The organism is Nocardia sp. CA-135398 (assembly GCF_050955845.1).
Lineage (GTDB): Bacteria > Actinomycetota > Actinomycetes > Mycobacteriales > Mycobacteriaceae > Nocardia.
In genome coordinates this window covers 5318320-5330845 of record NZ_CP192084.1, presented here as the reverse complement: position 1 = coordinate 5330845, position 12526 = coordinate 5318320, and the positions used below count along the sequence as shown (strand labels likewise).

Genomic DNA, 12526 nt, shown 5'->3' with positions numbered 1-12526 from the left:
AAAGCAAGAGCTGCACGAAGATGTCGTGTCACGATAATTCTTCGTACTGAATCCGCTGGTCAAAGCTCCGGCGACGGTCGATGTTCGGAGCATTCGGCCGGTACGAACGGCCCGCCAGGCACACTCGAAACGCTACTGTCGGGGTATGCCTGACACCGAGAACGTCTCGACATCGGACCACCTCCGCGACGCACTCGACGGTCCATGGCGCGCGGTACGCGCCGAGGCCAGGGTGCAACTGGCCGGGGATCAGTTCACCGGCGATCCGTCTCTGGACTACCGCGCGGCGCGGGCACGGGTACTCGAGCAGATGCGAACGATCGCCTCGATGGGCTACGCGGAGCGCGGTTTCCGCCGCGAGAACGGGGGCACCGGGGAGCCGGGGGAGGCGGTGGTCGGGCTGGAAATGTTGGCCTATGCCGACCTGTCGCTGTGGGTGAAATCGGGTGTGCAGTGGGGTTTGTTCGGCGGGGCGGTGGAGAACCTCGGGACCGAGCGGCATCGCGATGTGGTCAAGCGGCTGATATCACTGGATCTGCTCGGCTGTTTCGCGATGACCGAATCCGGACACGGCAGCGATGTCGCGAATCTGGAGACCACCGCGACCTACGATCCGCAGACCCAGGAGTTCGTCGTCCATTCGCCGACACCGTCGGCACGCAAGGACTACATCGGCGGCGCGGCCGAACATGCCAGGATGGCAGCGGTTTTCGCGCAGTTGATCATCGAGGGGACCAGTCAGGGCGTGCACTGCTTCCTGGTGCCGATCCGGGATGAACACGGCGCCGACCTGCCGGGTGTGACCACCTACGACGACGGCCTCAAGGGCGGTCTGCTCGGCGTCGACAACGGCCGCATCGTCTTCGATCAGGTCCGCATTCCCCGGGAGAACCTGCTCAACCGGTACGCCGATGTCGCGCCCGACGGTACCTACCGTTCCGATATCGAGAATCCGAGCCGTCGATTCTTCACCACCCTGGGCACTTTGGTGCGCGGGCGGGTCAGCGTCGGGGGTGCGGCCGCGGCGGGTGCTCGGGTCGCATTGAGTATTGCCACGCGGTATGCACTGAAGCGCCGCCAATTCTCGGATCCGGACAGCGGCCAGGAGACCTTGCTGCTGGACTACCGCAGCCATCAGCGACGGCTGCTGCCGTTGATCGCCCGGTCGTATGCGCTTGCCTTCGCGCAGAACGACCTGGTCCGGCGCATGCATCTGGTGCAGACCGGTCAGGATCTCGATCCCGGCGCGCAGCGCGCCCTGGAGAAGCGGGCCGCCGGACTCAAGGTCGCCCAGACCCGGTTCGCCACCCGCGCCATCCAGGAATGTCGCGAAGCCTGCGGCGGCGCAGGCTATCTCACCGAGAACCGCTTGGTCACGCTCAAGGCCGATACCGATGTGTTCACCACCTTCGAGGGCGACAATGTCGTGCTCACCCAGCTGGTGGCCAAGGAACTGCTCACCGCCTACTCCGATGAGATCCGTGATCTGGATGCGCTGGGCTGGGTGCGCTTCGCCGCCACCATGGCCGGTGATGTGGTGCGCAAGCGTTCCGGTGTGCGCCAACTGATTCAGACGTTGCGCGACCGCGGTGACGACACGGTCGACGACGGCGACCTGTCCCGCCGTTCGGTGCAGCTGCAGCTGTTCGCCGACCGCGAGGACTATCTGGTGCGCACCGCCGGATACCGGCTGCGTGCCCGCGCGAAGGACACCGCACCGTTCGAGGCGTTCAACAATGCGCAGGACCATATTCTCGCCGCGGGCGCCGCGCATATCGACCGACTGATCCTCGAGGCGTTCATCGAAGGTATTGCCGGAATCGCGGATCCGGCGGCGCGCGAACTCGCCGAGACCGTCTGCGATCTGTACGTCTACTCGATGCTCGAGGAGAACCAGGCGTGGTTCATCATGCACCGGTTCATGTCGGTCGAACGGGCGAAGGCCGTGCGTCGCGGTGTCAATGAACTGGTCGACCGGCTGCGACCGGATGCGCTGACATTGGTCGAGGGCATGGGGGTGCCGGAGAGCATGCTGCGTGCGGCGCTGCTGGATGATGCGAGCGTGTTCGATCGCGTCGGCAGTCGTACGACGGTGTAGCGGATCTAGGAGTCGACGCGCGTCTGCTCCGCGAGAAATGGCGCGGTGAGCATCCAGCACACCACGACCAGCGCGATCGCCACCGCCGCGCCGCCGAGAATATCGGTCGGCAGGTGATAGCCGAGGCCGATCATGCCGACCGCGGCGCAGACCAGTGCGACGGTGGCGCTCACGATGGTGACGACACGCGCCCGCGTCGATTCGGTCAGCACGACGAACGCGGTGGCGATCGCGACCAGATGCACAGTATGTCCGCTCGGATACGCGAGATAGTCGTGCAGCGGTCGATCCCACAGCGGTTTGAGCACCCAGCTGTTGAGCCCGACCACGACCTCGGGAATCACCACCATCGCCACGGCCCGTCGCCACTGCTTGCGATGGCCGAACCAGGCGGCGGCCGCGAGCAAGAGCGGGATCAGGATGTAGCCGTTGCTCGAAATCACCAGCGCCTGGTAGCCGCCGGGATGGTCGTCCAGCGCCGAGTGGATCGGCTGGGCGAGCGCGCGATCCAGATCGGTGGCACCGCTGTCGCCGGGAAAGGTCAGCGGCAGCGTGGCCGCGACAGCGACGCCGACCAGGACCGCGCACAGCGCGACGAGGTTCGCCCGTACCCAGCCGAGCCACCCATCCTGTTTCATGATCACCGCACGACGATAGGGCACGTGCGGACAGACACGACCGGTCGCGGGCGCAAGCTCCGCCGCCGGATCGAATCACGATCCGCTGGATTCGAGCAGCGCCTCGGCCCGATCCGGCGACCTCAGCGGCCATCGTCCACTGCACCGCCGCGCCGATGAGCAGTTTCTTCAGACCCGACAGCGGGAGTGCACCCGTCAATTTCATACGGTGTCAGTCGAAGTCGTCCGATAATGTGAGATCTGCGACAACCTGGACCGTGAGGGGGCCACCATGGTTGATCACAGATCGGCGCGGCCACCGCGTCCGCCGTCGGGAAACTACCGACTACCGAGCCTTATCGGCCGGGATGCCGAGCGCGCCGAGATCGCACGACTGCTGACAGATCCGCAGGTTCGTCTGCTCACTCTCACCGGCACCGCTGGTGTGGGCAAGAGCAGGCTTGCCCGAGAAGTGTTGGCCGACGGCCCTTTCCGGACCTGCCTGGACGCGGTCGCGGATCTCGGCGAGGTCGTGGATCGCGCGGGCGCGTGGCATGCGGTGCTGGACGCGTCGGGACAACGCCCGCTCGGAACCGTCGAACGTCCGCGCACCGATGCGCGGACCGCACTCACGATCCTGGCGGCCAGGATCGGCACCTGCAGGGCGATTCTCTTGCTGGACAACTGCGATCACGTTGCCGCCGAACTTTCGACAGATGTCGCATGGCTGCTCGGACGCTGTCCGCACCTGGTGTGCGTTACGACGAGCCGGGTGCCGCTGCACCTGTACCGCGAATGCGTGCTGTGCATCGCGCCGCTGTCGACCGGTGACGGCAACGGCGAGTACTACCCGGCCTCCTCGCCCGGCGCGCAACTGCTGCTCGCCAGTATCGATAGTCATTACCGCGCGGCCGCCGCAGTGGCCGACCGCCTGGTGCTCGACGAGATCGTTCGGGCGCTCGACGGCGTTCCATTGGCATTGGAACTGGCCGCCACCAGCATTTCTCGGCTCGGACCCGTCGGCACACTGCAGCGCATCGCCGCGGGCGTCGATCTGCCCGAGTCGACCTTCGTCGATCCGCCCGCGCGGCATCGGACCATGCACGCCGCCGTCGCATGGGGTTTGGTCGATCTCGATGGCGCGGCGCTGGATCTACTGTTGCGACTGTCGCTGTGCGAGTCGACGATCGATGCGGAGATCGCGTGTCTACTCGGCGCCGGCGATCAGGAACGGATCGGTGCGGCACTCGCCGAACTCGTCGATCGCAGTCTGCTGCACCACGCGGTGCTGGAAAGCGGCGGTATCGGCTACCGGTTCGTCAGTACGGTCCGCGCATACTGCCGCACCGCATTGCGCGTGGATGTCCAACGCGCCGAAGGGATTCGGCGCGAGCACGTCGATCGGATCTGCGAACTCGCCGAGGTGCTCGGCGCTCGCATGCATCGGCCTGAACACCGCGCCGACGCCTTGGCGCTCGCGGGCACCCACCTGCGCGATGTGCTCGCCGTGCTGCGCCAGCTGATCGCCACCGGCGAAGGCGAACGCGCCATCCGCGCCGCCGCAGCACTGCACTGCGCGTGGATCCAGCACGGATATCTGATCGAACTCGAGACGGTGCTCGCCGATGCGCTCGCATCGGGGGACCGGGGACTCGGCTCACCCGGCGAGACGGCGCCGCGATGTCTGGAACTGCTCGGCCACCTCGCCCTGTGCTCGGGACGAACGGTGCGCGCGGTCGGCATTCTCACCAATGCCGTTGCCGCATATGAGCGTTTCGACAATATCGTCGGTGCCGGTCGATGCGCGGTACTGCTCGCGGTGGCATTGCGTGGTTGTGGCGATCACGATGCCGCGGGGCGCGCACTGGCGACCGCGCGGTCGGCCGACCTGCCCATGCCGTGGTCCCGCTGGCTCGATATCGGTGCCGCACTGCTGGACATCCCGAATCCACCGCGGCTCGACGATACGACATGGTCGCAACTGCGAGATCGATTGCGACAGTGCGATACTCCGATCCAACTCGACGGACTGCTCATGCTCGCGCGCACCCAGCTCGGCGCAGACACCGCGGCGCGGGCCCAGGAGTTGTATCGCGAGGTACTCGAACACGACGAGCTGGCATCGCATGTGCTGTGCGCGATCATCGCATTGGAGGGCTGCGCACGGGCTTACGACAGTGCGGGTGTCTGCGATACCGAGGCCGCGACGCTCACCGTCGCCGCCCGGCATCTGCGTGCGGCACATGGTATTCCGCAATCGGACCGCGATCAGCGCCGGAAAGAATATCGGAATGCACTGGGCGAGACCGGATTTCGGGAGGCAACACAATCCGGGGCCGGAATGAGTCTGGCGGATGCGGTGGCCTACGCGCGTACCGCGCCCACCCTGACCATGCCCGTCGAATCGCCGCTGGACGCACTCACCAACCGGCAGCGCGAAATCGCGGAACTGGTCGCGACCGGCATGACGAACCGGATGATCGCGACGCAGCTGCGGATCTCGGAGTGGACCGTGGTCAACCATGTCCGTCAGGTGATGCTCAAACTGGACTGTCCGTCGCGACTACATGTCGCACTCGTGGTCGAGCGCGGACCCAACAGCCCTGAGCAGCCGACGCATGCCGTCAGCCCGGCCCGTAGGTCAATACCGCGGTGATCACGAACCAGATCACCCATGCGAAGGCGATGAGCATGCCCGCCGCCAGGGTGATCCGCATGAACGCCCGGCCGAGATCCATATCGCCAGCCTCCCGCGGATACAGCTTCCACGGGCTGTACCAGGGCGCCTCGATGACCATGGCCGGTGCGTTGGCATCCCTTTCGGCCTGCGCCAACTCCTCGGCATAGGCCTCCGCCTGCGCCTGGTTCGGGCCGCCGTGCCACAGCGTGATGTCGATCGGGCCGAGGAAGCCCTCGTTGATCAGATCCTGCGGGGCGGGTAGATAGGGCAGGATGCCCAGGCTGCGGAAGGCCACCGCGACATCGTTGGCCGTCCACAGATGGATATTCTTCTCCGATTCGGCCAACGTCTCGAAATAGTGCCGCAGTCGTTCCGGATCGGTGCCGAGGATCACATCGAAACTCGGATCGCTCCACTCCTGTTTGACCGACAACTCGGCGCCGCGCAGCGGCACGACCAGCGCGACACCGTGCACCGCGCGCTGACCGAGACCGCGTGCGGCCAGCCAATTCTGCAGTGCGAGTGTGTGTTCGCGCGATTTGTCCAGTGGGGTGCGGCGATCGCGACCCTCCGTGGCGACCGGCTCGCCGGAGATCGTCCACGGACCGCTGAGCGGCACCTCCAGCACGCCGTCCTGCCGCGCGACCAGTGCCTCGGCCTCGATCACCACACAACTGGTCGGGGTCCAGACCACGGCGTCGAACTGATGCAGCCGATCGTTGTGGAACAGACTGCAATTCACCGTGGCGACGCCGTGCGGGCTGGCCGGATCCTTCCAGGTGCGCAGCCAGTCGATCAGCGCCCGCTCGGCATTGGTGCCTGCCGGGTTCTGTACTCGCACGAGCATTCGCGACCGCCCTTCACGTCATCACTCGATGGTGGCAAGGATACGGACAACACGGCCCGCTTCGCCGCGCCTACGACCAGACGCGGCGTGTCACTGCGGTTGTTCGGCGTCGATCTTTCCAGCCCGCACCGCATCGACCAATTCGGCGTGGTCGGCCTCGGTCCGATCGGCGTAGCGAACCGCGAACCGCGCGAGGGCATCCTCGAACGCCTCGTCACCGTCGAAATACCCGGCGAGCAGGCGCGGATCGAGGGAACGCGAATGTGCGCGGGCCAGCAGCGCACCGGCCAGCCTGCCGTAATCGTCGAGGTCGTCCGAAGACAGCTCCGCCGGATCGATACTGCCCTTCATATTGCGGAACTGGCGCACCGTGAACGGCAGTTCGCCGGTCGGCAAGCGCAGTGTGGTCCAGCCGAGCAGAATATCGGTCTCGGACTGAACCAGTCTGGCGCCCTGCACGATTCGTTCCCCCTCGTGCACTGTCGGCGGCGCGGGCAGGAATGGTGCCAGGGCCGAAGGGTTGGCCTGTTTCAACTGCAGCACCAGCGCCTCGCCATCATTGCCGTGCAGCAGTGCCACATAGCTGTGCAGCCCGACGCTTCCGGTGCCGACAATGCGGAAGGCGGTGTCGGACACCGCGAATCGGGCCAGTAGATTGCGTCGGGACTCGCGCAGGGTATCGCCGTAGCGCTCCAGCCCGTCGATGATCTCCTCGGCGACCTCTGGGTCGACCGGCGTGAGAATCGGTGGGTCACTGACGAATCGGTGCTTGCTGATTCCGGTTTCGTGGTCCTCGAGATGTTCGGTCCACTTTTCGACCACCTTCGCGCTGGTGTTCTTGCGCGCCTTCTTGGCGGCCTTCTTGAAGTCGTCGAGCAGATCATCGGCCCTGGCCCTACTGATGATCGATTCGTCCGGCAGCGCGCTCCACGATTCCATGAACGGTTGCTCGGCCAGATGATCGATGGCGAGGCGGTAGGACCGGGCCGCATCCCGCGCGGCCCGCAGGCAATCGTCCTCTGCCGCACCGCCTTCGCGGCCCGCCAGCACCAGACTGGCCGCGAGGCGCTCCAGATCCCACTCCCACGGGCCGACGATCGTTTCGTCGAAATCATTGATGTCCATGACGATTTCGCCGCGTGGCGTGCCGTACAGACCGAAATTCGCGGCATGCGCGTCACCGCAGATCTGCGCGGGTACCCCGGTGTCCGGACTGCCCGAGAGATCGGCGGCCATCAGCCCGGCCGCACCGCGATAGAAGGTGAACGGCGAGGCGAGCATCCGACCGATCCGCAGCGGTATCAGATGCGGCAGCCGATCGGCATTACTCGCGGCAATGAAGTCGAGTACCTCCGGTCGCGTCGACCAGGTCACCGCTCGATCCCGGGCACTGACCGGAACCCGCTGACGCAGCGCCCGCCCGCGGGCGCGGACGTCCTCGGCAGGAACATACGAGCGAAGATCGATACCACTGTCCAACACTGTGTTTATTTTGCCGCGTCTGCGGCGCGGCGTGTTCGCGGCCCCCTGGTGTCTCGCGGCCGACCATTTCGAGCGACCTGCAAGCAGTCGCTAGCGGTGCCGTCGAGACTCGCGCCTGCGGCGCATGCGCTTCGACGACTCGGCCGCGAGACGGGCCGCGAACGTCGCTCGTAAGACTCGCTCCGTTGTGGTCGCGGAGGTCGGTACCGGTGCTCCTGCACCTATCCAGATCGGTCAGGTAGCTGGCACTGCGGGATCGACCGGTGTGATCGGCAGTCGCAGCGCACCGGGGGCGGAGGCGGGCACCGTTGGATGCTTCGGGGCGACGGGAGAGATCCGCTGATACGCCGAACCCAGTTCCGGGCGCGGATCGGCCTCGTTCTTGTTGGGCCAGAAGGCCATTGCGCGCTCGGCCTGCGCGGTGATCGTCAGCGACGGATTGACACCGAGGTTCGCCGTCACCGCCGAACCGTCCGCGACATGCAATCCAGGATGTCCGAATACCCGCTGGTACGGATCGACCACACCGGCCTGTGGACCCTCGCCGATCACACAACCGCCGATGTAATGCGCGGTGGCCGGGATGTTCAGCACGTCCATGATCAGGCCGTGCGTATCGCCGTTCACCTTGGCGCCGAACCGGCGGCCGATATCGTGCGCCAGCGGAATCCAGGTCGGATTCGGTTCGCCGGTGCCCTGTTTGGTCTTCAACTGCCCGCGCTTGCGGTAGGAAGTCAGCGAATTGTCCAGCGACTGCATCACCAGCAGAATCACCGACTTCTCCGAGGCATGGCGGGCATTGAGGCTGCGCAGGAATACCAACGGGTGCAACACGATTGCCAGCAGGAAGCGCAGGAATCGGAAAGCGCCGCCGTCCACGATCGGCACCGACATCGGGAACAGCGCGTTCTGGCCTTTCCCGTAATGGCAGACCTCGATGTGGGTATCGGCCTCGGGATGGATCGAGGAGGTGATCGCGATGCCCTCGGCGAAATCGCGGCGCGAGCGGCTGACCACATTGAGGATGGCCTCGGAATTGCTGCGGGTCAGTTCACCAAGGCGCGGTGACAGATTCGGCAGTATCGCCTCGTCGCGCATCTTGTGCAGCAACTTCTGCGTGCCGAGCGCCGCACCGGCGAACACCACCTGTTCGGCGGTGAAAGTCTTGCGCTGCTTGCGGATCCAGCGATCCGAACGCTCGGTCTCGACCGCATACCCACCGCCGGACAGCGGCCGAACCGCGGTCGCGGTGGTCAGCGGATGTACCTCGGCTCCGGCCTTTTCGGCCAGATACAGGTAATTCGTCGTGGTGGTGTTCTTGGCATTGTGCGGGCAGCCGGTGAAACATTGCGCGCAATGCACACAGCCGCGCCGATGCGGACCCGCGCCGCCGAAGTACGGATCCGCGACCTCGGCGCCCGGATCGGCCTCGTTGAAGAAGACGCCCACATCGGTCGGGTGGAAGGTATCGCCGACGCCGAGATCGTCGGCGATCTCCTTGATCACCTCGTCGGCGGGCGTCATCCGCGGATTCCGGGCCACGCCGAGCATCCGCTGCGCCTGGTCGTAATACGGCGCAAGTTCGGCCTTCCAATCGGTGATATGGGCCCACTGCTTATCGGTGTAGAAGTTCGGCAGCGGCTCGTAGAGGGTGTTGCCGTAGATCAGCGAACCACCGCCGACACCCGCGCCGGAGAAGACCGCGCATTTACCGAGCACACTGATCCGCTGCGGTCCGGTCAAACCGAGTCGCGGAGCCCAGATCGATTTGCGCACATTCCAATTCGTCTTCGGAATATCCTCGGCGGGCCAGCGCCGTCCGGCCTCGAGCACCCCGACCCGGTAGCCCTTCTCGGTCAAGCGCAGCGCACTGACGCTGCCGCCGAATCCGGAGCCGATCACTACCACGTCGTAGTCGAATGCTGGCATGGTTTCCCTCTCTGAACCGTGCGACAACCATGTGAGATGGTTTCGCACTCATTCTGTCACCCGGGTCGGTGCGGTGTATCGCACAGCAGGTAGCTACCCGAAAGTGCGCGCGACGGCGTGCCCGGATGGCGTGAACCGGGGTCGGTGCGGTATGCACGGGCTGTGACAACCGAATCGGGGAAAACGGAACCGGGCGAACGCGCCGGCTCCGGCGCGGACAACCCGGGAAAAGCGGGCGATCCGGCCGGGGGCGGCGTCTTCGCCGACCGTATCTTCACCGTCCCCAATATCCTGAGCGTGTTGCGACTGGCCGGTGTGCCGCTGTTCCTGTGGTTGCTGCTGGTGGTGCGCGCCGACGGCTGGGCATTCGCTCTGCTGGTGCTCAGCGGCGTCACCGACTTCCTGGACGGCAAACTGGCCCGCCTGCTCGACCAGTCGTCGCGACTGGGCGCACTGCTCGACCCGTTCGTGGATCGGCTGTACCTGGTGACCACCCTGGCCGCATTCGTGATCCGCGGTTTGCTGCCCTGGTGGGTCGCGGTGATCCTGATCGCCCGCGACGCCGTCCTCGCCCTGACTCTTTCGGTGTACAAACGCCGTGACCTGGACCCACCCGAGGTCATCTACCTGGGTAAAGCCGCCACCTTCAGTTTGATGTCGGCGCTGCCGTGGTTGCTGGCCGGTCAGATGGATTGGGCGCTGGCAGGTTTCGGCCGTGCCTTCGGTGGGGCATTCCTGGTCTGGGGCACGGCGGTGTATGTGTGGACCGGCGTGCTCTACATCTGGAAGGCTTTCGCCGTCGCGCGAGCGATACCGGCTGTGCCACACCGCGGTGAGTAGCGATTAGAGTTGCGTCGAGTCGACGACGAAAGGACGGCCTGTGACCCAGACCCCCGAGGATCTGCGCTACACCGAAGAGCACGAATGGGTGCAGCGGATCGGCCCGACCCGGGTTCGGGTGGGCATCACCGACTACGCCCAGTCTCAACTCGGTGACGTTGTGTTCGTGCAGTTGCCGGAGGTCGACAAAGAGGTGGCCGCCGCGGACAGCATCGCCGAGGTGGAGTCGACCAAGAGCGTGTCCGATATCTACGCCCCGCTCGCTGCGAAAGTCGTTGCGGTGAACGATGTTCTGGACTCGGCGCCGGAAACGCTGAACACCGATCCCTACGGCGATGGGTGGATCTTCGAGCTCGAATTGAGCGACGAGACGAGCGTGGATGCCGCGCTCGGTGAACTGCTGGATGCCGCCGGTTATCAAGGAGTTATCGGGGGCTGACCCAGCCTTCCCAGTTCTACCTGCACGGGTACGCCCTAGCAGGGTACGGTCAATGCCAACAGATGTGCCGGTGCTTGGCAGCCGGTGTTCTAGCGCCAGGATCCCAGGTCGTGGCGGTGAAGGCAGCACCTGCTTGCATGGATAATCAGGTTCGAGGAGGAGAGAAACGGTGAGCGAGAACAAAGACCCGGGTTACGGGGAGACCGCGGCCGAGACGACGTCGGTCTTCCGCGCGGATTTCCTGAACGAGGTCGACGCGTCGCGCTCCGCTGAGGCGACCGGCGAACAGCCGGTCCAAGGGGTCGAGGGTCTGCCGGTTGGTGCTGCCCTCTTGGTCGTGAAGCGAGGCCCGAATGCGGGCTCGCGGTTCCTGCTCGATCAGCCGACCACGTCGGCGGGCCGCCATCCCGACAGTGACATCTTTCTCGATGACGTCACCGTCAGCCGTCGGCATGCCGAATTCCGGCAGGACGACGATTCCTTCCAGGTGGTCGACGTCGGCAGCCTCAACGGCACCTACGTCAACCGGGAGCCGGTGGACTCCTCGGAGTTGCAGAACGGTGACGAGGTACAGATCGGTAAGTTCCGCCTCGTGTTCCTGACCGGGCCGCGGGTCGAGTCGAGCGATTCGTCGGCGGGTGCGGGCAGCCTGTGACATCAGCGGCACGGATTTCGCGTGTCGAGAATGTTGACAGGAAAGAACGCTGTGTCATGAAAGACTCGGTGCTATGACGGGCGCGGCGCAGTGGGCTCGCGGAGGCATGTCGATCGGCTCCGTGCTCGACCTGCTGCGACCGGACTTTCCGGATATCACCATCTCGAAGATCCGTTTCCTCGAGGCCGAGGGGCTGATCCGACCCGAGCGCACACCGTCGGGTTATCGCAGGTTCTCGATCGCGGACTGCGAGCGGCTCAGATTCGTGCTGACCGCACAACGTGATCAGTACCTGCCCTTGAAGGTGATCAAGGAGCAGCTCGAAGCGATCGACAGCGGTGCGGCGACGCTCGGTGTGCGGGAAGCCCGCGCCCGAGCGCACTCCGGCCGTAACGGTGCGCCGGAGTCCGGGCACGCCATGCCCGACTCCGAGCCCACCGCCACACCCGTGGCGCACAGTTCCGCACGTGCCGCGGCGCCGCGCAGACTCGGTCTCGTGCCCGGTGAAATCTCGCCCGACGAGCTGCGATTCGATCACGAAATCCGGCTCACCCGGTCGGATCTGCTCGCCAGGGCCGAGATCGATGAGAAGTTCCTCGCCGATCTGATTCGGGCAAATCTGATCACGCCGGGCGTCGCCGGTTTCTTCGACGAAGATGCGGTGACGCTGGCCAAGACCGCCAGGGCGATGGCCGAATTCGGCCTGGAGGCACGGCATTTGCGCGCCTTCAAGCTGGCGGCGGATCGCGAGGCCGCACTGGTGGCGCAGATAGCCGCCCCGATCGCCAAGAGTCGCGATGCCGGTGCCAGGGCCCGTGCGGAGGAGACGGTGCGCGAGTTGGCGGCATTGTCGCTGACACTGCACACCTGCCTGGTGAAAGCGTCGGTGCGGTCCTCGCTCGGCGGCTGAGTTCGGCGGGTGCCTGGGAAGTTCGCTTT

Annotated in this window: 10 protein-coding genes; 6 read left to right on the top strand and 4 right to left on the bottom strand. The window is 65.6% G+C overall.

All coding sequences use genetic code 11. The annotated features are described in order from the left end of the window. The first annotated feature begins 145 nt into the window (after positions 1-145). Positions 146-2098 (top strand): acyl-CoA dehydrogenase family protein, encoded by a 1953-nt coding sequence (locus ACQP1T_RS23135; RefSeq protein WP_433755120.1) that lies wholly within the window; start codon positions 146-148, stop codon positions 2096-2098. A 5-nt stretch (positions 2099-2103) separates the two neighbouring features. Here the strand turns inward: ACQP1T_RS23135 and ACQP1T_RS23130 are convergent, their stop codons facing one another. Further along, entirely contained in the window at positions 2104-2736 is a 633-nt protein-coding gene (locus tag ACQP1T_RS23130; RefSeq protein ID WP_433762324.1) for a phosphatase PAP2 family protein, read from the bottom strand. A gap of 271 nt (positions 2737-3007) precedes the next feature. Between ACQP1T_RS23130 and ACQP1T_RS23125 the strand changes: the two genes are divergently transcribed. Next, on the top strand, positions 3008-5371 hold the full coding sequence (locus ACQP1T_RS23125) for a LuxR C-terminal-related transcriptional regulator (RefSeq protein WP_433755119.1): 2364 nt from the start codon (positions 3008-3010) through the stop codon (positions 5369-5371). Here ACQP1T_RS23125 and ACQP1T_RS23120 read toward each other — a convergent pair. From ACQP1T_RS23120 to ACQP1T_RS23110, 3 genes are all read right to left on the bottom strand, one after another. Further along, positions 5340-6242: a nuclease-related domain-containing protein gene (locus ACQP1T_RS23120; protein ID WP_433755118.1), complete on the bottom strand. Its 903-nt coding sequence runs from the start codon at positions 6240-6242 to the stop codon at positions 5340-5342. The genes ACQP1T_RS23125 and ACQP1T_RS23120 overlap by 32 nt on opposite strands. Positions 6243-6332: 90 nt before the next feature. Beyond that, positions 6333-7724, bottom strand: a complete 1392-nt coding sequence (locus ACQP1T_RS23115) for a DUF2252 domain-containing protein (protein WP_433755117.1) — start codon at positions 7722-7724, stop codon at positions 6333-6335. A 234-nt stretch (positions 7725-7958) separates the two neighbouring features. Then, positions 7959-9653 (bottom strand): GMC oxidoreductase, encoded by a 1695-nt coding sequence (locus tag ACQP1T_RS23110; protein ID WP_433755116.1) that lies wholly within the window; start codon positions 9651-9653, stop codon positions 7959-7961. A gap of 270 nt (positions 9654-9923) precedes the next feature. On the opposite strand from ACQP1T_RS23110, the gene ACQP1T_RS23105 reads away from it, so the two are divergent. The 4 genes from ACQP1T_RS23105 (at position 9924) to ftsR (ending at position 12497) form a co-directional block, all read left to right on the top strand. Next, positions 9924-10493: a CDP-alcohol phosphatidyltransferase family protein gene (locus ACQP1T_RS23105; protein WP_062985784.1), complete on the top strand. Its 570-nt coding sequence runs from the start codon at positions 9924-9926 to the stop codon at positions 10491-10493. A 40-nt stretch (positions 10494-10533) separates the two neighbouring features. Beyond that, entirely contained in the window at positions 10534-10932 is a 399-nt protein-coding gene (gcvH, locus tag ACQP1T_RS23100) for a glycine cleavage system protein GcvH (protein WP_433755115.1), read from the top strand. A 169-nt stretch (positions 10933-11101) separates the two neighbouring features. Further along, positions 11102-11587: a glycogen accumulation regulator GarA gene (garA, locus tag ACQP1T_RS23095; RefSeq protein WP_062985688.1), complete on the top strand. Its 486-nt coding sequence runs from the start codon at positions 11102-11104 to the stop codon at positions 11585-11587. A 73-nt stretch (positions 11588-11660) separates the two neighbouring features. Next, positions 11661-12497: a transcriptional regulator FtsR gene (gene ftsR / locus ACQP1T_RS23090; RefSeq protein ID WP_433755114.1), complete on the top strand. Its 837-nt coding sequence runs from the start codon at positions 11661-11663 to the stop codon at positions 12495-12497. Positions 12498-12526 lie beyond the last annotated feature (29 nt).

Bases quoted from the DNA above. Each gene is read 5' to 3' on its own strand.
- ACQP1T_RS23135 (WP_433755120.1), top strand. From the start codon at position 146: ATGCCTGACACCGAGAACGTCTCGACATCGGACCACCTCCGCGACGCA.
- ACQP1T_RS23130 (WP_433762324.1), bottom strand. From the start codon at position 2,736: ATGAAACAGGATGGGTGGCTCGGCTGGGTACGGGCGAACCTCGTCGCG.
- ACQP1T_RS23125 (WP_433755119.1), top strand. From the start codon at position 3,008: ATGGTTGATCACAGATCGGCGCGGCCACCGCGTCCGCCGTCGGGAAAC.
- ACQP1T_RS23120 (WP_433755118.1), bottom strand. From the start codon at position 6,242: ATGCTCGTGCGAGTACAGAACCCGGCAGGCACCAATGCCGAGCGGGCG.
- ACQP1T_RS23110 (WP_433755116.1), bottom strand. From the start codon at position 9,653: ATGCCAGCATTCGACTACGACGTGGTAGTGATCGGCTCCGGATTCGGC.
- ftsR (WP_433755114.1), top strand. From the start codon at position 11,661: ATGACGGGCGCGGCGCAGTGGGCTCGCGGAGGCATGTCGATCGGCTCC.